This window comes from Mesorhizobium sp. M6A.T.Cr.TU.017.01.1.1 (assembly GCF_004023115.1).
GTDB classification, from domain to species: domain Bacteria; phylum Pseudomonadota; class Alphaproteobacteria; order Rhizobiales; family Rhizobiaceae; genus Mesorhizobium; species Mesorhizobium mediterraneum.
In genome coordinates this window covers 34774-54122 of the sequence record NZ_RZTA01000005.1, presented here as the reverse complement: position 1 = coordinate 54122, position 19349 = coordinate 34774, and the positions used below count along the sequence as shown (strand labels likewise).

23 protein-coding genes are annotated in these 19349 nt (G+C 62.6%); 8 read left to right on the top strand and 15 right to left on the bottom strand.

The window, feature by feature from the left end; all coding sequences use genetic code 11:
• Position 1: 1 nt before the first annotated feature.
• From EOB36_RS02805 to EOB36_RS02780, 6 genes are read left to right on the top strand one after another with little or no spacing between them, the layout of a single operon-like run.
• Complete coding sequence (locus tag EOB36_RS02805) at positions 2–868, top strand: carbohydrate ABC transporter permease (RefSeq protein WP_128284240.1); 867 nt, start codon at positions 2–4, stop codon at positions 866–868.
• Between the two features lies 1 nt (position 869).
• Complete coding sequence (ugpC, locus tag EOB36_RS02800; protein ID WP_128284239.1) at positions 870–1967, top strand: sn-glycerol-3-phosphate ABC transporter ATP-binding protein UgpC; 1098 nt, start codon at positions 870–872, stop codon at positions 1965–1967.
• 4 nt (positions 1968–1971) lie between these two features.
• Entirely contained in the window at positions 1972–3084 is a 1113-nt protein-coding gene (locus EOB36_RS02795) for a mandelate racemase/muconate lactonizing enzyme family protein (RefSeq protein ID WP_128284238.1), read from the top strand.
• Positions 3085–3094: 10 nt separating this feature from the next.
• Positions 3095–3424 (top strand): L-rhamnose mutarotase, encoded by a 330-nt coding sequence (locus tag EOB36_RS02790; RefSeq protein WP_128241231.1) that lies wholly within the window; start codon positions 3095–3097, stop codon positions 3422–3424.
• Positions 3417–4493, top strand: coding sequence for a Gfo/Idh/MocA family oxidoreductase (locus tag EOB36_RS02785; protein ID WP_128284237.1), 1077 nt, complete (start codon positions 3417–3419; stop codon positions 4491–4493). Before EOB36_RS02790 ends, EOB36_RS02785 begins: the two co-directional genes overlap by 8 nt.
• A 1-nt stretch (position 4494) precedes the next feature.
• A complete protein-coding gene (locus tag EOB36_RS02780; protein WP_128284236.1) occupies positions 4495–4953 on the top strand; it encodes a MaoC/PaaZ C-terminal domain-containing protein in 459 nt (152 codons plus the stop codon).
• A gap of 21 nt (positions 4954–4974) precedes the next feature.
• Here EOB36_RS02780 and EOB36_RS02775 read toward each other — a convergent pair whose 3' ends face one another.
• From EOB36_RS02775 to EOB36_RS02725, 11 genes are all read right to left on the bottom strand, one after another.
• The gene (locus tag EOB36_RS02775) at positions 4975–5931 is read right to left on the bottom strand and encodes a C-terminal binding protein (protein WP_128284235.1); all 957 of its coding nucleotides are present in this window, start codon (positions 5929–5931) and stop codon (positions 4975–4977) included.
• A 15-nt stretch (positions 5932–5946) separates the two neighbouring features.
• The gene (locus EOB36_RS02770; RefSeq protein WP_128284234.1) at positions 5947–6702 is read right to left on the bottom strand and encodes an aldolase/citrate lyase family protein; all 756 of its coding nucleotides are present in this window, start codon (positions 6700–6702) and stop codon (positions 5947–5949) included.
• 44 nt (positions 6703–6746) lie between these two features.
• On the bottom strand, positions 6747–7466 hold the full coding sequence (locus EOB36_RS02765) for a hypothetical protein (RefSeq protein ID WP_164897433.1): 720 nt from the start codon (positions 7464–7466) through the stop codon (positions 6747–6749).
• A 26-nt stretch (positions 7467–7492) separates the two neighbouring features.
• Entirely contained in the window at positions 7493–8803 is a 1311-nt protein-coding gene (locus tag EOB36_RS02760) for a TRAP transporter large permease subunit (protein WP_127289457.1), read from the bottom strand.
• Between the two features lie 3 nt (positions 8804–8806).
• On the bottom strand, positions 8807–9319 hold the full coding sequence (locus EOB36_RS02755) for a TRAP transporter small permease (protein WP_126103513.1): 513 nt from the start codon (positions 9317–9319) through the stop codon (positions 8807–8809).
• A 59-nt stretch (positions 9320–9378) separates the two neighbouring features.
• On the bottom strand, positions 9379–10356 hold the full coding sequence (dctP, locus tag EOB36_RS02750) for a TRAP transporter substrate-binding protein DctP (protein ID WP_127289455.1): 978 nt from the start codon (positions 10354–10356) through the stop codon (positions 9379–9381).
• Between the two features lie 95 nt (positions 10357–10451).
• Positions 10452–10997 (bottom strand): flavin reductase family protein, encoded by a 546-nt coding sequence (locus tag EOB36_RS02745; protein ID WP_128284233.1) that lies wholly within the window; start codon positions 10995–10997, stop codon positions 10452–10454.
• On the bottom strand, positions 10997–12091 hold the full coding sequence (locus EOB36_RS02740; protein ID WP_127205677.1) for an LLM class flavin-dependent oxidoreductase: 1095 nt from the start codon (positions 12089–12091) through the stop codon (positions 10997–10999). The genes EOB36_RS02745 and EOB36_RS02740 overlap by 1 nt, the downstream gene beginning before the upstream one ends.
• Entirely contained in the window at positions 12091–12807 is a 717-nt protein-coding gene (locus tag EOB36_RS02735) for a GntR family transcriptional regulator (RefSeq protein WP_164897432.1), read from the bottom strand. Before EOB36_RS02735 ends, EOB36_RS02740 begins: the two co-directional genes overlap by 1 nt.
• Before the next feature lie 387 nt (positions 12808–13194).
• Positions 13195–13842 (bottom strand): PQQ-binding-like beta-propeller repeat protein, encoded by a 648-nt coding sequence (locus EOB36_RS02730; protein ID WP_128241239.1) that lies wholly within the window; start codon positions 13840–13842, stop codon positions 13195–13197.
• Positions 13843–13851: 9 nt separating this feature from the next.
• A complete protein-coding gene (locus EOB36_RS02725; RefSeq protein ID WP_128284232.1) occupies positions 13852–15072 on the bottom strand; it encodes a helix-turn-helix domain-containing protein in 1221 nt (406 codons plus the stop codon).
• A 124-nt stretch (positions 15073–15196) separates the two neighbouring features.
• Between EOB36_RS02725 and EOB36_RS02720 the strand changes: the two genes are divergently transcribed.
• Positions 15197–15967, top strand: coding sequence for a DUF899 domain-containing protein (locus EOB36_RS02720; protein WP_127289447.1), 771 nt, complete (start codon positions 15197–15199; stop codon positions 15965–15967).
• A 7-nt stretch (positions 15968–15974) separates the two neighbouring features.
• Entirely contained in the window at positions 15975–16280 is a 306-nt protein-coding gene (locus EOB36_RS02715) for a hypothetical protein (protein ID WP_245467579.1), read from the top strand.
• Between the two features lie 146 nt (positions 16281–16426).
• On the opposite strand, the gene EOB36_RS02710 is transcribed toward EOB36_RS02715, so the two are convergent.
• The 4 genes from EOB36_RS02710 to ehuC are packed head-to-tail and all read right to left on the bottom strand — an operon-like array spanning position 16427 to position 19306.
• The gene (locus EOB36_RS02710) at positions 16427–17149 is read right to left on the bottom strand and encodes a GntR family transcriptional regulator (protein ID WP_095483720.1); all 723 of its coding nucleotides are present in this window, start codon (positions 17147–17149) and stop codon (positions 16427–16429) included.
• Complete coding sequence (gene ehuA, locus EOB36_RS02705; protein ID WP_095483719.1) at positions 17146–17925, bottom strand: ectoine/hydroxyectoine ABC transporter ATP-binding protein EhuA; 780 nt, start codon at positions 17923–17925, stop codon at positions 17146–17148. Before ehuA ends, EOB36_RS02710 begins: the two co-directional genes overlap by 4 nt.
• The gene (ehuD, locus tag EOB36_RS02700; protein WP_095483718.1) at positions 17922–18581 is read right to left on the bottom strand and encodes an ectoine/hydroxyectoine ABC transporter permease subunit EhuD; all 660 of its coding nucleotides are present in this window, start codon (positions 18579–18581) and stop codon (positions 17922–17924) included. The genes ehuA and ehuD overlap by 4 nt, the downstream gene beginning before the upstream one ends.
• Positions 18578–19306, bottom strand: coding sequence for an ectoine/hydroxyectoine ABC transporter permease subunit EhuC (gene ehuC, locus EOB36_RS02695; RefSeq protein ID WP_128241240.1), 729 nt, complete (start codon positions 19304–19306; stop codon positions 18578–18580). The genes ehuD and ehuC overlap by 4 nt, the downstream gene beginning before the upstream one ends.
• Positions 19307–19349 lie beyond the last annotated feature (43 nt).

The window sequence follows — 19349 nt, the reverse complement described above, 5'->3', positions numbered from 1 at the left end:
GATGGACCAGAACAGCCTGCATCGCGTCCGCAACAAGGCGCTCGGCATCGCTCACGGCATCGGATTGTTCCTGGCCATGTTGGTCATCTGCCTGCCTGGCATCTGGATCGTGCTGTCGTCGCTGCGGCCGACTGTCGAGATCATGGCCAAGCCGCCGGTGTGGATCCCGAAGGAGCTCTCACTCGATGCCTACGTCGCCATGTTCAGCGGTGTCGGCAAGGGCGGCATCCCGGTGCTCGACTATTTCCGCAATTCGCTGATCATCTCGGTGACCTCGACGGTGATCGCGATCGCCATCGGCATGGCCGGCGGCTATGCCTTTGCCCGTTACCGCTTCCGTGCCAAGTCGGCGATGTTCCTCGGCCTGATGCTGACACGCACGGTGCCCGGCATCGCGCTGTCGCTGCCGCTGTTCTTCGTCTTTGCACGGCTCGGCATAATCGACACGCATTTCGGCCTGATCCTGGTCTATGTCGCGCTTAACGTGCCCTTCACCATCTGGCTGATCGACGGTTTTTTCCGCCAGGTCCCGAAAGACCTCGCCGAGGCGGCGCAGATCGACGGCTGCACGCGCTGGCAGGCCTTCTGGCAGGTCGAGTTTCCGCTTGCCGGGCCTGGCATCGCCTCAGCCGGCATCTTTGCCTTCCTCACCTCGTGGAACGAGTTCGCGCTGGCCTCGCAGCTGACGCGCTCGATCAACTCCAAGACGCTGCCGGTCGGCCTGCTCGACTATACGGCCGAGTTCACCATCGACTGGCGCGGCATGTGCGCGCTGGCCGTCGTGATGATCATACCGGCGCTCACGCTTACCTTCATCGTCCAGAAACATCTCGTCGGCGGTCTCACCTCCGGCGCGGTGAAAGGCTGACATGGCAACCGTATCCCTGAAGAAACTCACCAAAAACTACGGCCCGGTGGCGGTCGTGCACGGCATCGACCTCGAGGTCGCCGACCGCGAGTTCATCGCGCTGGTCGGTCCGTCCGGCTGCGGCAAGTCGACAACCCTACGCATGATCGCCGGCCTCGAGGCGATCAGCGACGGCGTCATCGAGATCGGCGGCCGCATGGTCAACGATCTGCCGCCGCGTTCGCGCAACATCTCGATGGTGTTCCAGTCCTATGCGCTCTACCCGCACATGACCGTGCGCGAAAACCTCGGCTTCTCGCTGAAGATCGCTGGCGCGGCGAAAGAGGAAATGGACCGCCGTGTCGCCGAGGCATCAGGCATTCTCGGCCTCGACCAATTGCTTAACCGCCGCCCGTCACAGCTGTCGGGCGGACAGCGCCAACGCGTCGCCATGGGTCGCGCCATCGTGCGCGATCCCGACGTCTTCCTGTTCGACGAGCCGCTTTCCAATCTCGACGCCAAGCTTCGGACGCAGATGCGCACCGAGATCAAGAAGCTGCACGCCAAGGTCAAATCGACGGTGATCTACGTCACCCATGACCAGGTCGAGGCGATGACGCTCGCCGACCGCATCGTCATCATGCGCGACGGTTTCATCGAGCAGGTCGGCACCCCCGACGAGGTCTTCCGCCGGCCCCAGACGCGCTTCGTGGCGGGCTTCATCGGCTCGCCGCCGATGAATCTGCATGAGGCAGCGATCGACGACGAACAGCTGCTGTTCGCCAGTGGCGAGAGACTGCCTCTGCCCAGCCAGTTCAAAGCCAATGTCGGAACCGGCGACAAAGTGGTGTTCGGCTTGAGGCCCGACGATATCTATCCGACGGGACACGGCATCAGTTCCGGCGAGGACGCCGATGTCCACCAGTTGGAATTGCCGGTGACCGTCACCGAGCCGCTCGGCAACGAGACGCTGGTGTTCGCCGAATTCAACGGCAGTGACTGGGTATCCCGCATGCTCAATCCGAAACCGCTGAAGGCCGGCGACCGGGTGAAAATGAGCCTGGACCTGTCGCAGGCCCATCTGTTTTCTGCCGATACCGGCAAGACATTGCGAGGTTGACGTCATGGCCAAGATCGAGAAAGTCGAACTGCGCATGGTCGACCTGGTGCCGAAGGTCAAGCGCACCGATGCGATCCAGAGTTTTGTCAGCCAGGAAACGCCGATCGTCACAATCACCGATGCCGACGGTGCGGTCGGCACCGGCTACAGCTACACGATCGGCACCGGCGGCTCCTCGGTGATGCGGCTGTTGGCCGATCACCTTGCGCCGCGGCTGATCGGGCGCGATGCAGACATGATCGAGGCGATCTGGCACGAGCTCGAATTCGCCACCCACGCCACGACGATCGGCGCCATAACGGCAATCGCGCTGGCGGCTATCGATACCGCGCTTTGGGACCTGCGGGCGAAGAAACAGGGGCTACCGCTGTGGAAGCTGGCCGGCGGCGCCAAGGACCGCTGCCCGCTCTACACGACCGAAGGCGGCTGGCTGCATATCGAGACCGAGGCGCTGGTCGAGGACGCGCTGGCCGCCAAGGCAAAGGGTTTTCGCGGCTCCAAGGTCAAGATCGGCAGGCCGCACGGCTCCGAGGATCTTGCCAGGCTTGGTGCGGTGCGCCAGGCAGTCGGCGATGCTTACGAGATCATGACCGACTGCAACCAGGGCTTTTCGGTCGACGAGGCGATCCGTCGGGCGGAGCGGCTGCGCGACCTCGACCTCGCCTGGATCGAGGAGCCGCTGCCGGCAGACGACATAGACGGCCATGTGCGGCTGTCGAATGCGACGTCGACGCCGATTGCCATAGGCGAGTCGCTCTATTCGATCCGGCATTTCCGCGAATATATGCAAAAAGGCGGCTGCTCGATCGTGCAGGTCGATGTCGGCCGCATCGGCGGCATCACGCCCTGGCTGAAGGTGGCGCATGCGGCCGAGGCGTTCGATATCCCGGTCTGCCCGCATTTCCTGATGGAACTGCATGTCAGCCTGACCTGCGCGGTTCAGAACGGCCGATATGTCGAGTATATTCCCCAGCTTGACGATCTGACCGGCAAGAAAATGCGCATCGAGAACGGGCACGCATTGGCGCCGGACGAGCCCGGCATCGGCATCGACTGGGATTGGGACGCGGTCAAAGCGAAGAGCATTGCGGAATTCACGACCGACATAACGAAATAGGGAGCCGGACATGCAGCGGATGGGAATGGTGCTCGGCCTCAAGCCGGAAAAGGTCGCAGAGTATGTGCGGCTTCACGCAGCCGTCTGGCCCGATGTGCTGGCCATGATCTCCGCCTGCAACATCAAGAATTATTCGATCTACCTCAAGGAGCCGGAGCACCTGTTGTTCAGCACTTTCGAATATCACGGCACCGACTATGCCGCCGACATGGCGAAAATGGCCGCCGATCCCAAGACGCAGGAATGGTGGGCGCTGTGCATGCCTTGCCAGGAGCCGCTGCCGACACGCAAGGACGGCGAATGGTGGGCCTCGATGGACGAAGTCTTCCATCATGACTGATGGCGTTTTCGATCCTGCCTCGCTCGCCCAGGCCTGGGCGCAGCCATCGAAGCCGAGACCGATCGTGATTTTCGGCGCCGGCTCGATCGTCGGCGATGCGCATTTCCCGGCCTATGCGAAAGCCGGCTTTCCGGTCGCCGGACTCTTCGATCCCGATCACGACAAGGCGGAAGAACTCGCGGCAAAATGGGGCGTCACCGCTTACCGGTCGGTCGAGGAAGCCGCGGCGATCGAGGATGTCGTCTTCGATCTGGCGACGCCGCCGGCTCATCATGCCGGCGTGCTCAGGGCGTTGCCCGACGGCGCCGTAGCGCTGATCCAGAAGCCGATGGGCAGCGATCTTACCGAGGCCACCGAAATCCTTGAAATCTGCCGCTCCAAAGATCTGAAGGCTGCGGTGAATTTCCAGCTCCGTTTCGCGCCGATGATGCTGGCGCTGAAGGATGCGATCGCCAAGGGCTGGCTTGGCGACGTGGTCGATTTCGACGCTTGGCTGGCCCTGGCAACGCCCTGGCAACTCTGGGAGTTCCTGCTGAAGGCGCCGCGCGTCGAGATCGCCATGCATTCGATCCATTATCTCGACCTGATCCGGCAATTGCTCGGCGATCCCCGGGGCGTTCACGCCAAGACGCTCGGCCATCCCGGCCACAAGGTTGCGCAAACGCGCACCAGTGCCATCCTCGACTACGGCGACGCGGTGCGCTGCGCGCTGTCGATCAATCACGATCATAAATTTGGCCGCCGGCACCAGGCCTGCGAGTTCCGCATCTGCGGCACCGAGGGCGCCGCTTATCTCAAACTCGGACTCAATCTCGACTATCCGCGCGGCGAGCCTGACATCCTTGAAATCTATCCGAAGGGCGGCTCCGACTGGGTCACGGTGCCGCTCGTCGGCGAATGGTTTCCGGACGCCTTTGTCGGCCGCATGGCCAATGTTCAGCGCTACGCATCAGGCGAGGACGCCGAGCTTGTCAGTTCCGTCGAGGACGGCTGGAACACCATGGCGCTGGTCGAAGCCGCCTACCAATCGAGCGCGGCGCCGGCAACACCGATCGCGGAGAGGCCCTGATATGGAGCAGACGATCTATTTCGAGGACTACCAGATCGGCTCGTCGCGCATGACCAGCGGACGCACCATCACCGAGACCGACTTTGTCGTCCATGCCGGCCATACCGGCGATTTCTTCCCTCACCACATGGACGCCGAGTTCATGAAGACGACGCCGTTCGGCCAGCGCATCGCCCATGGCACGCTGGTCTTCTCGGTCGGGGTCGGGCTGACGGCAAGCGTCATCAACCCGGTCGCCTTCTCCTACGGCTATGACAGGTTGCGCTTCATCAAGCCGGTGTTCATCGGCGATACGATCAAGACCCGCACCACCATCTCGGCCAAAGAAGACGACCCGAAACGACCGGATTCGGGCCGGATCATCGAGCGCTGCGAGGTGATCAACCAGCATGGCGATGTGGTCCTGGCGGCCGACCACATCTACATCGTCGAGCGCCGCGACAAGCCCAAGCGGGGCTAAGCTATTTGCAGCCGCGAGGAGTCATATCCGGTTGACCGGATAGACCGGCTTGCCGCCGCGCAGGACCGATGCGACATCGGCAAACACCTTGTTGCGGACCTCGGCGTAGGACTGGGTCGAGTAGTGCGCCGCGTGTGGACTGACCAGGACGGTGTCCAGCGCCAGCAGCGGATTGTCGGGCGAAGGCGGCTCCTGCTCGAATGTGTCGATGCCGGCGCCTGCCAAATGGCGACGCCGGATCAAATCCGCCAACGCGACCTCGTCGACCAGGCCGCCACGGGACACGTTGATGAGCATCGCCCCTTGCTTCATGCGCGACAGGGCATCAGCCGACATGATGTTTCTGGTTTCCGGTGTCGCTGGAACGTGCAGCGAGACAATGTCGGCCCTGGCGAGCAGCTCATCGAAACCGACCGGTTCAGCACCGCCGGCCGTAATGCGCTCTGCCGGCATGTATGGGTCGTAGGCGATGATATGGTAGCCGAAGGCCCGTGCCCGCTCGGCGGTCAGACGTCCGATCTGGCCGAAGCCGATCAGGCCAAGGATCTGCCTGTCCGGCCGCGTGATGCCGGCGCCGTCGGTCATTGCGGCCCAGCGGCCGGCGCGGACTGCGCTGTCGAACTGTTTCAGCCTGCGCGTCAGGGCCAGGATCAGCGCCATCGCATGTGTGCTGACCTCCACCAGGTTGGCGTCCGGCACATAGGTTACCTGAACACCGGCACGGCTGGCGGCCTCGATATCGATCGAGTCGAGCCCTACGCCGAACCGTCCGACAACCTTGAGGTGCTTCAGTTCGGCCAGCACGCGAGCCGTGATCGGCTCCCGTAATATCATCAATGCATCGGCGTCACGGCACTGCTCGATCAGGGCATCCTCTGTGAGAAGCGTCTTTTCGATAAACTCGGCGTTCAAGCCGTCGAGATAGCGCAGCTGCTCTGCCTCGACTGACAACACGCCGTCGGTCTTGATTATCTTCATGCCAATCTCTTGCTATCAGGCGCTGCGCGCAGAGGCCGCACCGGCGGCAAGGCCGGCGCCAAGAAACATCGTGTCGCTGGCCAGCATGTAGAAGCTGATGCCGTGCTTCGACCATTTGCCGATATCGTCTGCCGAGGGGCGAAAGATGCCGACGGCCTTGCGTGCCGCGCGCGCCGCAGCCGCGATCCTGACAATCGCGGCATTGAGCTTGTCCTGACCGGCCGGCCCCATGGCGTCGATCGAGACCGACAGGTCGCCGGGGCCAATGAAGATCACGTCGACACCGTCGACCTGGACAATGTCGTCGATGTTGGCGAGGCCTTCGGCCGTCTCGACCTGGATCGCGACCGTCAGGACATCGTTGGCCGACTGGAGGTAGTCCGGAATCCTGTACCCATAACCGGCGGCCCGGCCCGGACCGACGCCGCGTGCGCCGACAGGCGGGTAACGGCAGGCCATGACCGCCATGCGCGCTTGCTCGGCCGTGGAGACGCGCGGCACCAGGACGCCTGACGCACCGGCGTCGAGCGCGGCCGCGATCCACTCCGGCGTGTGGCCGGGCACACGCACCATCGCGGGAACCTTGTGAACGTCGGCGGCGCGGATCAGATCTTCAAGCCGCTCGCGACCGATCTGCGAGTGCTCCCAGTCGATGCACAGGAAATCGACCCCGCTTGCAGCCGCCACTTCGACCGCCACCGGATGCGGGATGGCGCAGAAGGTACCGATGAGGCGATCGAGAGAGACACATTTTTTCCGAAAGTCGTACATGAAATCTCCAGAGATTTTTGGCATCGGCGAAAAACAGTTCGCGGTTACTTGGCGGTGATCCGCGGCAAAGGATGCACCGCTTCCGTCGACATCGGAAAGTGCAGGCTGCCGCCTGAAAACGGCGGGAAGGTCTTGTAGTCGGCGCGCATCTCCAGCCGCGCCGGCGATTGCAGTGCGTGCGTCAGCGCTGCTGGACTGTCGAACATGACCCGATTGCGCTGCATATGGTCGACCCGCAGCCAGGGCAGCGAGCCGCACCAATCCAGCCGCGACAGAACCTCGATGTGGCGAATGCCGGGGAAGCCCCGCATCAATTGCGGATGATGCGTCACATAGTGGTAGAGCCAGGCATTCATGTCTTCGGCCGGCCCGGGATAGTGGACAAGATAGCTGCAGGGCAGTCCAGACGTCCTGACGCCAGCTTCATCGACGGGGAACGGACGCACGCACATAGCCTGCTGCGTCGGCCTCGAACCGGCGATGCTCGACAGCACGGCCGGTGCGGTGAGCGCCTGCAGATGGCCGGACGGCGCGAGCGCCGCCTCCATGTCCGCCAGCTCGTCGAAATAGAGCTGGAAGCCAAAGACCGGCGGTGGCCCATCCTTGTTGAACATGTCCGTCGCCACTTCGGGCAGATAGATGTTTGCAAGCGCTAGACCCGGCGTTGTCGCGATCACACGCCGCACAGCGTCGACGTCTTCATCGGCGATGGCCGGGTTTGCCTGACGGTCATCGTGGAAGAAAGCAAGATAGGCAAAGCGCATGCAGACACCTGCTGGATCGAGTTCGGCTAGATCAAATTCGGAAGGAAGAGGGCGATCTGCGGAAAGAGGACAATCAGCAGGATCAGCAGGAGGGTCAGCGCGATGTAGGGCGCCGCGGACATGGCAACCGTTTTGAGCGACGTGCCTTTCGGTGCAACGCCGATCATGATGAACAGCAGCAGACCAAACGGCGGCGTGGTGAAGCCGACCTCGTAAGCGAGCAGCAGGATCAGCCCGAACCACACGGGATCATACCCGAATTGCTGGGCGATCGGCAGGAAGATCGGCAGCGTAATCAGCATCATCGAGACCTGATCCATGAACATGCCGAGCAGCAGGATGACCAGCACCATCATGAGCAGCATGGAATACGGTCCAAGATCGTAGCCCACGATGAACTGGATAAAGCCGTTCGACGCGCCGGAGAAGGCGAATATCTGCGAGAACGTCGTCGAAGCCGAGATGATCAGGAAGGTCATGCCCGTGACCTTCATCGCATCGTCCAGCGACTTCCAGACAACCGACCAGCTGAACCTTCGATATACAAACAACAACGCGAAGACGGCGGCACATCCGAGCCCTGCCGACTCCGTCGGCGTCGCTATTCCAAGGATGATCGTGCCGACCACCATGAACACGATGACGCTCATCGGAATGATGTTGACGGCAACCGCCCTCACCTTCTCGGCCGCACGAACGGCGGGCACCGGATAGTGCGGAGCGGCGTCAGGGTCGATCTTCGTCTGTGCGAAGATCAGCATCGCGTACATGACGACGAGAAGCAGCCCAGGCAGAGCCCCTGCTATGAGCAGCGCGCCAACGTCGATCTGGGCCAGCGAGCCGAGCAAGACAGCCAGCGAGGATGGCGGGATGATGACCGCAAGGCTTCCGGCACCAAGCACCGGTCCGTAGGCCATGTGCGGCTTGTAGCCCCGCTTCAGCATCTCGGGCACCATCAGCGAGCCCATCATGCCGGTGTTGGCGAGGCTCGAGCCTGACAGCGCAGAAAAGATCGTGCCGGCGGCGAGCACGACATAGGCAAGACGTCCCCGCAGATTGCCGATGCACAGGTCGAGCGCGTAGATGACTTTCTCGCCAAGACCGGAGCGGAAGAAGAGGCTGCCCATGACGAGGAACATCGGCAGCGGGGCGAGCGCATAGGTCGAGACGGCGTCGGAGAAGTTGGCGATCATCTGCGTCACGCCGATCGAGCCGCCGAAGAACAAATACAGCCCGATCACATTGGTGACGAAGAACGCGAAGGCGACCGGCAGCCCAAGGCCCATCAAAACAAGGATGGCGCCAACAAGCACGGCGAATGGAAACAGCCAGGCCATCGATCAGAGCCCTTCCATTTCCAGAGGATCGAGCGTGTACAGCGTGTCATGGCCCAGCAGATATCTGAGCCATTCCAGCGCCGAGAGGTAGAAGGCGAGTGTGATGGGCAGAAAGACCAGCCATTTCGGCATGTCGAAGCTGCGCGTCTCATATTCGCCGCCCGACACGGCGCTTATCAGGGAAGAGAGCGCGACGCTGCCAAGGTAGAGGCAGACGCCGATGCAGGCGAGATAGACCAGCTTTTCAAGCACAGCCCGGGCCCGTGCAGGCAGAGCCTTGCGCAGGAACTCGACGAAGACATGGCCCTTGCTGTGGACCAGCCAGGGCATCGGCAGAAATGCCGCGTAGAGCAGACCATATTCCGTCGCAGACACCGCCCAGGCAAGCGGTCTCAGGCCCAGATTGCGGACGCATACATCGGCGACCACCGCGACAATGATGAGGCCAAGCACCACCTTTGCCGCCGCCGCCAGCGCAAGGCTCAGCTTCCCGATCGCTGCAAACAACTTGTCCATTCCTGACGGCCCTCATGCCCACCTTGATAAAGGGCGCACGAAGGCGCCCTCCTATCGGACTATTGAAAGAATTTCTTCAACTGCTCGATGTTGCTGGGATCGCGTTTGGTCATTCTTGCCCAGCTCGCCTGCGTGGCAGCCGCCAGGAATTTGTCGCGGCCAGCGCCCGTCAGGCTGATCACCTTCTGCCCGCCGTCGATCATCGCCTGTGCCTGCTTTTCAGACTCGGCAAGATTGGCGTCGTAGCTCTCTCGCTCGTATTCGACGGCCGTGTCGGCAAGCAGCTTCTGCGCCTCGGGCGACAGCGCATCCCATTTCGCCTTGTTGATCGAGACCAGCACATCGGTTTTGAAGAATTGCGGGTCGACGCGGTATTTGGTGAACTTGTCCCAGCCGAACGATGAATAGCCAAACACGGTATAGGCGTTGGCATTGACGACGCCGCGCTCAAGCGAGGTGTAGACGTCTCCCGGCGCTTGCACGATGACGGTTGCGCCCAGGGATTCGAGGAAATCACGATAGAGCGGCGACGAACGTATCTTCAGGCTGCTCCAGTCGATGCTGCCTTCATCATTGAGCTTTGGTTCGTCAATGGTGAAGATGTTGAAACCCGAGCCCGCGTCGACGTGGGCCAGCAGATGGGCATTGGCCTTCTTCTCGAAAATTCCGCTGATGAAATCCCAGCCGCCATTCTCGCGAACCTCCCAGGGCGTCTTCGTCGATGCAGAGAAAACCTCGCCTTCGGGAACGAGCTCCAGGAACTGACCTGCCGGCGTGTCGATCACGTCGATCAGGCCGCTCTTGAGCGCCGCACCCTGCTGAATCGGCGGAACGACCTCCGGCCCGCCACGCACATTGATCTGAACCACGCCCTTGCCTTTTTCGTTCACCTTCTGAACGAATTTTAGGAAACTCTGTGCGTAGCCGTTCTGCGTAGGCGTAAAATGCACGGCGTTGAGGACAACTTCTTCGGCCGTGGCGAGACCCGCCACACCCGACATGAGTGCAGCCAGAACAAGGGACTTCCAAATGCGCATTGCCGTACTCCCTCTGATAGATCACTTCGCTTATGTTGGGCCCGCGATCGGGCCGATCTGAAATTGCGATCGCTGCTCCGCTGCGCGAACGGCATCTAGTTGGCCTCATCTCCTACCGTCAGGAACCGTCCATGCGCGTAGAAGACCGGCGATCGGTCAGCGCGATCCAGCGCCACCCCCGAGACGATGCCGATGACGATCATGTGCGATGCCCGAACGATGATTTCGGCTACCCGGCACTCGAACATTGCCCGCGCGCCGACAAGCAAGGGCGCGCCGGTTCCGCCGCGCACCCATGATCCGGACGAGAACCGCGCCACGCTCTTGGCTTTGGTCATGCCGCCAAAGGCACGCGCAACATTCTCCTGGTCGCCGGCCGGAAGATTGACGGAAAAGGGCACGCCTTCGCGAATGGCCGAGGCAAAGGTGCTGCCGCGGTTGACGCAGGCCAGCAGCGAAGGCGGCTCGGCGCTGAATGAGCAGACGGCTGTCGCCGTGATGCCGCAAAAGCCGATCTCGTCATGCTCCGCCGCGAGGATGGCGACCGAGCCCGCCACGGCCCGCATTGCCTGCTTGAAGGCGCGCGGATTGATGGCGTCGTGCCCATGCACCCATGGCGTCGGAATGGCGGCCGCCGGCATCAATTTACGCGAAGCCCGGCCTGGCGCATCAGCGGCAGCACGCGGTCACAGAAGAAGGGCAATTCGTAGGTGTAGTTGACGAATGTGAGGGCGGCGCCGGAATATCCCTGGTCCATGATCTTAGTGAGATCGTCGACGATCTTTTCCGGTGTGCCGATGAGCGGGAACGTTCCAGCACCGCCGGCGAACCTTTGCCGATATTCGGTGAAGGCTTTTGCGTCATGCGAGTTCGCGAATTCCTTCTTCTTGCGCATATGCTCGTCGACCGCGCCCTCGTCCGCGCATTCAAGCGCGTAGTGCCGGTAATAATCCTCGGCTTCCTGCTGGGTCTCCCGGCAGACGACATGGCAAACCGTGTAGACGCCGACCTCGCGTCCGACTTCAGCTGCCCGGTTGGTGATGTCGACCACATGCGCGCGGCCATCGGCAATTTCGGAAAAAGTAGAAAAGAGGTAGTCGCAGTGGCGCGCCGCATAGTTGCGCCCCGGCGCGCCGAAAGCGGCGTTCATGGTCACCGGGCGCGGCGCCTGCAGGCTTGGCGGACGGCTGACGACCCCCTTCAGATCATAGAATTCGCCGCCAAAGTCGAACGGCTCCCTGGACTGGTAGGCACGCTCGATGATGTTGATCCATTCTTCGGCCTGATCGTAGGTCCGGTCGCCGACCGTCTGCCCGAACATGGCGAACTCGTCCGGGTTCCAGCCGCAGACAATGTTCAAGCCGGCACGCCCGTTAGAGATGTGGTCGACCGTCGCCAGCGCTTTTGCAGCCTGCAGCGGATGAACCAGCGGCACATGCACGGTCATGAACAGGCCGATGTTCTCCGTGGCGACGGCGAGACCCGCCGCCCAGGTGAAAGTCTCGAACGACCACTCCCGCACATGCGTCAGACCGCCGAAGCCGCGCCAACGCGCGATCGGCAGCAGAAACTCCAGGCCGGCCCGATCGGCGATGCAGGCAGAATTGAGGTTGTCTTCCCAGCGGGCGCGCCAGCGCTCGGGAACGGTGGTCATTGCCAGGCCGCCATCGGCATTCATCGAAAAGACGCCGAGCTTGAATCTGTTCGGCCCTTTCAGCGGATGCTGCTTTCTGATCATGATTTTCCCTGGCGCGGAATGCTCGCAGCTTCGTCGTCGAACTGTTGCAACGGCGGGCTCAGCTTCATGAAACGCTCCTCGGCGTTCTGAATGAAGTGGGTCATGCGGTCGTAAGCCGCGACGGCGTCGCGCTTGGCGAACGCCTTGTAGATTGCGCGCATGCCGGCCACGATGACGGCCTGCGTCGGCTGGTGCGACAGCGTCTTCAACCGGACGACGAGCACGTGGTCGGCGAAGCGGGCAATCGTTTGGGAAAGGCGATCGTTCTCGACAGCGCCGAGCCAGCAACTCCTGAATGCCGAATTGGCCTGGAAAAAGAGGGCGGCATCGCCGGCGGCGGCGGCTGCCTCTGCCTCCTGAAGCGCGGCTGCCAGCGTCTTGAGGCCAGCGGCGTCAAGTGTGCGTGCGGCGTGCGCTGCGGCCCGCGGTTCGAGCAGGCGGCGGACCTCGAAGATGTCAGCGACATCCGTCGCGGTAAGCGTAGGCAGTGTGAAGCCGCGTGTCGTGCCGACGAGATAGCCTTCATGCACCAACTGCATCAACGCGTCGCGGACAGGCATTCTGGAGATGCCGAGTTGGGTGGCGATATCGACATCGACGAGCTTCTGGCCAGGCGCCAGTTCGCCGCGCTGTATCGTCAAGCGGACCTGCTGATAGACCTGGGCACGCAGATTGCCCTCGCCAACCCGTTTGAACTCTATCGCTTCCGCCATCCACGCCTTCCCATGCGAAGATTTCGTATATGGTTGCGGCTGTGCTCTCGCGGTCATCCCGTTTGAAGTGCAGCCATATGTCGGCTGAATTTGACCTGTCAGCCATGTTCCCGGCCCAAGTGGAGCATAGGCTGGATCACCTGGCAAGATATTTTAAGTCTATAATGTATACTGTTTTGATTTGGCGAGCCGGAGGACGGCCGCGGAACGGCGATACCGCGATGAAAAGCAGAGGCGCGGTGACATGCAATCGGCGGGCAAGGGCTCCCGCGATCCAGTCCGCCATGTCGATGGCCAACCGACCTGCTGGCGGTCCCAGCAGACGGTTCGTCGAAGCTCGCCCGCGAGGGCCGCTTCGGTCACTCTGCTCACTGAGTCGATCGGGATTTAGGAGCCGGAGCCTCGCCTGGGCCGGCGGACGGCTCTCACCTTGCCGCTGTTTCCACCGCCGCAGAAAAACTGATCGCCGCCATCGGATTCGAGCCCTGACACGCCTGTTCCAGGCGGCATATCAAGCTTCTCCAGGACCTTTCCCGTCTCAGGATCTATCCGCCTGATGTCGCTCTCGTCACCTTCCCAGGTGCCGTGCCAGAGTTCGCCGTCGATCCAGGTGACCCCTGTGACGATACGGTTTGAATCGATTGTGCGAAGAACTGCCCCTGTCTGGGGATCGATCTGATGGATTTTGCGACCGCGATTCTGCCCCACCCAAAGTGTCCCTTCGGCCCAGGCGAGCCCCGAGTCGCCGCCGCCACCAGGCGCCGGGATCGTGGCCAGCACCTGGCCGGTCTTCGGATCGATCTTCTGGATGCGGTCTTCGGCGATCTGGAACAGGTGCTGACCGTCGAAGGCCGTTCCTGCGTGGGCGGCGACGTCGATCGAGCGTACCGCCTCGCCGCTCGCGGGATCGAAGGCGTTCAGCCTGTCTCCCGACGCAAACCAGACGTGCTGACCGTCGAACGTAACCCCAGCCACCTGGTCGACACCCGGGAAGGGTCCATATTCACGGAGGATTTCGGCTGCAGATCGTTCCATGCTTCTATCCTAGTAGCCCGACAGTGAACCGGGGAGTAACAAGATTGTCGGGAATCCCGGCACCGGTGGGGTCATCCAACGGCGCGCTCGCCCGCGGCCGAACGACTGCACCTTGCCTGCTGCAGCAAGCTGCTCGAGCGATCGCTGCACGGTGCGCGAGCTGGCTCCGAGCGCAATCGCCAGCGCCGAGCTCGACCACGACTCGCCGTCCGCGAGAAAGGCGAGCATCCCCGCATGCTGCTCTTCGACGGGCGGCGCCAACACGACGATCTCGGGGGCGCGACGCGGCTTAAGCGCAAAGCCTCGCTTGGTCGCGCTCAAATCCGACAGCGACCGCAGTTCCACGCGAAGCCGCCCGATTTCGACTCGCAACCGGGCGCGATGCGATTCATCGGCGTGCTTGCCGCCGAAGGCGCGGGCGACGAGCGTGCTCCTCGGCACGTCTGCGGGCCAGGCTTCGCCCAGCGTGCGCGCAAGCGCGAACAAGACCGGGCGCGTCGCGAGCGAGACGATCATGCCGGCGCCCCGCACGACATTGCGGCACGCGTCCACGACGAGCGCCTCCGACGCCAGCAGCGCTTCGACCTCTTCAAGCAGAAGCGGGCGCTCCTCGCCACGCGCGATCAGGCGCGCCGCGGGCGTGTTCATCACGAGGGATGTGCCTTCGACCTCTGCCGTTAGTGCCGGGATATCCGCCTCGCGCGCTGCATGCTCGGCGCGAGCGAGCGCAGCGCGCGCCGCCCTGGTCTGGAGGCGTCGGATCGCGATTCCCGCAACCACCATCTCGTGGGCGGCCCTCGACGCGGGTGGGAACGGTGTGGGGTCGAACCCGGCGAGCCTGCGCTCGGCCTCGTCGAGCCGTCCGATCAGGAGCAGGCGCCGGACCTCGAGATTGAGCGCATGCGCGGCATTGACGTGGTCGCCGTGCTTTTCAAGCGTCGACCGCGCGGCGTCGAGTGCCTTCGCCGGCCAGCCCAGGTCGCGCGAGACGAGTGCGATCTCGGCTTCGGCGACGACGCACCTCGCGCGGGCCACGGCCTCTTTCGGGCCGAAGGCGCGCGCAGCACTTTTGAGGAGAGCCTTTGCTCGAACGAAATCGCCGAGCTGCGCCATCGCAATGCCGCGCAGCGCGAGCGCAGGCGCATCGTCACGCAGGGCGACCCGCTTCAATGCGCCGAGGGGATCACCCGTCGCGAGGGCGCGCGCCGCAGCGGTGATCAGCGAGTCCATCGGAATCCCGTCACACTTGTAACTCTCACCATTCGATATCCGGTCCTAATCTATCTCAAGACCAACAGCCAGCGCGCCGCATGGAAAACGGTGCGAACGACGCAGGATACAGAGGAGAAGAACGATGCCGACACACAAGACCGGAACACGTGAGCAGTGGCTGGCAGCGCGGCTTGATCTGCTCGATGCGGAGAAGGAGCTCACGCGGCAAAGTGACGAGCTGGCGCAGCGGCGGCAAGAGCTGCCTTGGGTTCGGATCGACAAAGACTACCGATTTGAGACCGACGAAGGCAGCGCCTCACTGGCGGACCTTTTCAGAGGGCGCTCGCAGCTCCTCGTCTACCATTTCATGTTCGGGCCCGACTACACGGCGGGGTGTCCGGCCTGCTCGGCGATCGCGGACGGGTTCGACGGCTTCGTCGTCCACCTCGCCAACCACGACGTCACGCTTTCGGCGGTATCGCGGGCGCCGTTGGCGAAACTGCAGGCGTACAAGCGGCGGATGGGATGGACTTTCCCTTGGGCGTCCTCGCACGGCAGCGACTTCAATTTCGACTTCGACGTCTCGTTCACCGAGGAGCAGCAACGCGAGGAGGGCATCGAATACAACTATGTGCGCGAGACGCCTCTCGCCGAGATACCCTCGCGCACGACTGCCGACGGCTCCACGACGTTCGCTGCGATGAGCGGAACAGACACGGCCACCTACACGCGCGAGAGGCCGGGCATGAGCACGTTCGTGCTCGAGGACGGCGTCGTCTACCACGCCTATTCCACCTATGCGCGCGGATTGGACGGCCTCTGGGGCATGTATCAGTGGCTCGACCGCGCGCCTCGAGGGCGCAACGAGAAGGGCGTCTGGTGGCGGCGCCACGACGAGTACGGCCAGGGCTGACGTCTCGATGACACTCCACCCCGACCACGCGCTGAAGACGCCGCCCGCACGCAGCGGATCTGCCGCTTTCCCAAGCGACAACGTCGCCGCCCGCGGCGCGGCCGACTGGCTGTCCCTGGCCGCCGCGCCAACCTTCGCAATCATGGCGCTGCTGACGGCCGTTACCGGTGATGCGGACATGGTCTGCACGGCTGCGGAAGATGCCTCGCCGCTGAGCGGAATGGTCATCATGTACTTGCTGATGAGCGCCTTCCATTTGGCGCCTTGGCTGAAGCTGGTTGCCAGCCGACGAAGCGCTGCCCACCGGTCGTGATCCGGCGTTCGCCGGATCAAACGGCAACTAGAGCAATTCTAGGAAAAGTGTGAAACGGTTTTCCGTCCGGAATTGCGCAAAAACAAAGAGCGGTTCGGCGTTTCCCTGGAACGATGAACCGATCTAGCGCGCGACCTCGCGTAGCCCTACGTGGCGATGTTGGCCTCGCCTGCATGACGCATCATGCGGCGAAAGCTCATTGAGATATGAGCGCGTCTTATGTGCCCGATGGACTCCCAGTCGCCGATTTCGGCGGCGGCAAGGACCTCTTCCATTTCGCGACGGAACGCAGTGAACTCCTCGACAAGGCCCAACTGCGGCATCAACTTCAGCACGACGCGCGCGACTTGAAAATACAGGCGCTCACTGATCTCACGCAGCGGCTGGTTACCGGTCATCGCCGTGAGCTCATAGAAAAAATCCATGTTGAGGCGCAGGAAAGCGCGCTGGTCGGGATTGAGCACATCGGAATCGCAGCGCGCGATGAGCGCCCGGATCCGGTCGAGGTCGTCCGCCGTGCGCGGGATCGGTGAAAGCTTGCCGACGAGGAGCGCCAGTTCCAGGCGCAAGTGATAGACCTGCTGCAATTCCTCGATGTCGACGTCGGTGACGATCGTGCCGACGCCATGGACTGACTGAACCAGCCCCTCGGATTCGAGGCGCGCCAGGACACGCCGAACCGGCGTGCGGCTGATCTGGAATTCCTGGGCAAGTTCTTCCTCGGAGAGATGGCTACCCGGCGCGTAGTCGAGCAGGCAGATGCGGTCGCGCAGTATCCGGTAGATACGCTCGAACCGCTCCCGCGCCGAGAGCGGGCGCGTCGGCGCGGCGGTCACGGCTATGGGCGTGGCATCTGTCTCAAGCGTCATCCAGCCTCCAGGACAGCGTGCAGGAACTGCCGTGTCCGCTCGTTCTTGGGGGCGCCGAACAACTCGGCTGGCGGCCCCTGCTCGCAGATCTTGCCCGCATGGAAGAAGCAGACGCGATCGGAGAACTCCTTGGCAAATCCCATCTGGTGGGTGACCATCAGCATGGTGAGGTCATGTTCCCTACCGAGTTTTCGGATAACTTCAAGCACTTCGCCGACGAGCTCGGGGTCGAGAGCCGAGGTCACTTCGTCGAACAGCATGATCTTGGGCCGCATGGCGCAAGCGCGGGCGATGGCGACACGCTGCTGCTGGCCGCCGGAAAGCTGCGAGGGATAGTGGTCCTTCTTCTCCGACAAGCCGACCATGTCGAGCAGTTCGGCCGCACGCGCCTCGGCATCGGCCCGCTTCATGCCGAGCACGGTTATCGGGGCCTCGATGCAGTTCTGCATCGCCGTCATGTGCGGGAACAGGTTGAAGGATTGGAACACCATGCCGATCTTGGCGCGGATCTTGCGGATATGTGCGAGATCGGCGGGAACAAGCTTGCCGTTCCTCTCCATGTGGGTGAGCGGCTGACCTTCGACCCAGATGACGCCGTCATTGATCGTCTCCAGCGTCATCAGCATGCGCAGCACCGTGGTCTTGCCGGAACCCGACGGGCCGATGATGGAGACCTTCTCGCCGCGTGCAATTTCCAGGTTGAGCCCGTCGAGAACGGTCAGCGCGCCGTAGCGCTTCGAAACATTGTCGAAGCGGACCATCGGTTGTTCCGTCATCGCATGGTCCTCCGGTTGAGCAGGCGTTCCAGGGAACGGATGAGCACGGCCGAAACCAGGCTCATGGCAAGGAAGAACAGGCCGACCAGCGTCATCGGCTCGGTGTAGCGGAAGGTATCGGAGCCGATGATCTTGGCGGTCTGCATCAGTTCCATCACGGCGATCGCGGAAAGCAATGGCGTCTCCTTGAACAAGGCGACCAGATAGTTGCCGAGCGCCGGAACGATCGGCGGAATCGCCTGCGGGATGATGATGTCGCGGAACGTCGTCCAGGACGACAGGTTGAGCGCGATCGAGGCTTCCCATTGGCCGCGATGGATGTTGTCGAAACCGGCGCGATAGACCTCGGAGCAATAGGCGGCATAGTGGATGCCGATGGCAAGCACCCCGGCGGTGAAGGCGTCGAGCACGACACCGAATTTCGGAAAGACGAAATAGAGAAAGAATATCTGGATCAGCAGCGGGGTAGAACGGATCAGCTCGACCAGCACCGAAATCGTCCAGCCGGTCCAAGGCACGGCAATGCGGACGACCGCCAGCACCAGGCCAAGCGAGGCGGCAAGCGCAAAGCCGATCAGCGTCGCTTCGATGGAGACGATGGCGGCGCGGGCGAGCACCGGCAGGATTTCAAAAGCAAATGCCCAATCCCAGATCATGCTGCCTTCCCCCGCGCCAGCCCAAGCGAAGCTCGCCTTTCGAGAAGCCGCATGCCGATGGTCACAACCAGCGACATTGCCAAATACATCAGCAGGACGAGGGTGAAAATCGGAATGGTCTTGAACGTGTTCTGGTTCATCTGCTGCGCCTTGAAGGCGAGGTCCGAGAGCGTGATCAGCGAGACCAGCGCCGTCGATTTCAAAAGCTCGATGAACAAATTGCCCCAAGGTGGGATCATGGCGACGAAAGCCTGTGGCAGTATGATCCGGCGCAGCATCTGGGGGCGGCTCATGTTCAGCGCAGTACACGCCTCCCACTGTGCGCGAGCGACGGACTGGATCGCGCCGCGCACGACTTCCGATCCGTAAGCACCAACGTTCAGGCCGAGCGCCAGAACGGCAACCAGAAATGCGTTGAGGGTGACACCGAATTGCGGCAGCACGAAAAACAACCAGAACAATTGCACCAGCGCCGACGTGCCGCGGAAGATCTCGACATAGACCGTGGCCAGCCATTTGAGCGGCGCCGGGCCGTACATCCGCGCCAGCGCTGCCAGCACACCCATGACAATTGCCAGCAGGCTGCCGAGGATGGCGATCTCGATCGTCAGGACCGCGCCTTGCAGCAGCCCCGGTAGAAACAGGCTATAGGCTTCCTGCGTAGCCAAGGCGGCGATCACGCCAAGCGCGACGATCAGCAGGGTGACAAGGGTACGGATTCCCATGCGATTCCCCTAGAAAAAAAGGGCGGCGCTTTCGCGCCGCCAG

Excerpts from the sequence above, each read along its gene's own strand:
- EOB36_RS02725 (WP_128284232.1), bottom strand. The coding sequence starts at position 15,072 with ATGGACTCGCTGATCACCGCTGCGGCGCGCGCCCTCGCGACGGGTGAT.
- ehuA (WP_095483719.1), bottom strand. The coding sequence starts at position 17,925 with ATGACGGAACAACCGATGGTCCGCTTCGACAATGTTTCGAAGCGCTAC.
- EOB36_RS02765 (WP_164897433.1), bottom strand. The coding sequence starts at position 7,466 with ATGCGCTTTGCCTATCTTGCTTTCTTCCACGATGACCGTCAGGCAAAC.
- EOB36_RS02780 (WP_128284236.1), top strand. The coding sequence starts at position 4,495 with ATGGAGCAGACGATCTATTTCGAGGACTACCAGATCGGCTCGTCGCGC.
- EOB36_RS02745 (WP_128284233.1), bottom strand. The coding sequence starts at position 10,997 with ATGCCGGCGGCCGCCATTCCGACGCCATGGGTGCATGGGCACGACGCC.
- EOB36_RS02785 (WP_128284237.1), top strand. The coding sequence starts at position 3,417 with ATGACTGATGGCGTTTTCGATCCTGCCTCGCTCGCCCAGGCCTGGGCG.
- EOB36_RS02775 (WP_128284235.1), bottom strand. The coding sequence starts at position 5,931 with ATGAAGATAATCAAGACCGACGGCGTGTTGTCAGTCGAGGCAGAGCAG.
- EOB36_RS02760 (WP_127289457.1), bottom strand. The coding sequence starts at position 8,803 with ATGGCCTGGCTGTTTCCATTCGCCGTGCTTGTTGGCGCCATCCTTGTT.
- EOB36_RS02735 (WP_164897432.1), bottom strand. The coding sequence starts at position 12,807 with ATGGCGGAAGCGATAGAGTTCAAACGGGTTGGCGAGGGCAATCTGCGT.
- EOB36_RS02710 (WP_095483720.1), bottom strand. The coding sequence starts at position 17,149 with ATGACGCTTGAGACAGATGCCACGCCCATAGCCGTGACCGCCGCGCCG.
- EOB36_RS02790 (WP_128241231.1), top strand. The coding sequence starts at position 3,095 with ATGCAGCGGATGGGAATGGTGCTCGGCCTCAAGCCGGAAAAGGTCGCA.
- ehuD (WP_095483718.1), bottom strand. The coding sequence starts at position 18,581 with ATGATCTGGGATTGGGCATTTGCTTTTGAAATCCTGCCGGTGCTCGCC.
- EOB36_RS02795 (WP_128284238.1), top strand. The coding sequence starts at position 1,972 with ATGGCCAAGATCGAGAAAGTCGAACTGCGCATGGTCGACCTGGTGCCG.
- dctP (WP_127289455.1), bottom strand. The coding sequence starts at position 10,356 with ATGCGCATTTGGAAGTCCCTTGTTCTGGCTGCACTCATGTCGGGTGTG.
- EOB36_RS02715 (WP_245467579.1), top strand. The coding sequence starts at position 15,975 with ATGACACTCCACCCCGACCACGCGCTGAAGACGCCGCCCGCACGCAGC.
- EOB36_RS02730 (WP_128241239.1), bottom strand. The coding sequence starts at position 13,842 with ATGGAACGATCTGCAGCCGAAATCCTCCGTGAATATGGACCCTTCCCG.
- ugpC (WP_128284239.1), top strand. The coding sequence starts at position 870 with ATGGCAACCGTATCCCTGAAGAAACTCACCAAAAACTACGGCCCGGTG.
- EOB36_RS02805 (WP_128284240.1), top strand. The coding sequence starts at position 2 with ATGGACCAGAACAGCCTGCATCGCGTCCGCAACAAGGCGCTCGGCATC.
- EOB36_RS02770 (WP_128284234.1), bottom strand. The coding sequence starts at position 6,702 with ATGTACGACTTTCGGAAAAAATGTGTCTCTCTCGATCGCCTCATCGGT.
- EOB36_RS02720 (WP_127289447.1), top strand. The coding sequence starts at position 15,197 with ATGCCGACACACAAGACCGGAACACGTGAGCAGTGGCTGGCAGCGCGG.
- ehuC (WP_128241240.1), bottom strand. The coding sequence starts at position 19,306 with ATGGGAATCCGTACCCTTGTCACCCTGCTGATCGTCGCGCTTGGCGTG.
- EOB36_RS02755 (WP_126103513.1), bottom strand. The coding sequence starts at position 9,319 with ATGGACAAGTTGTTTGCAGCGATCGGGAAGCTGAGCCTTGCGCTGGCG.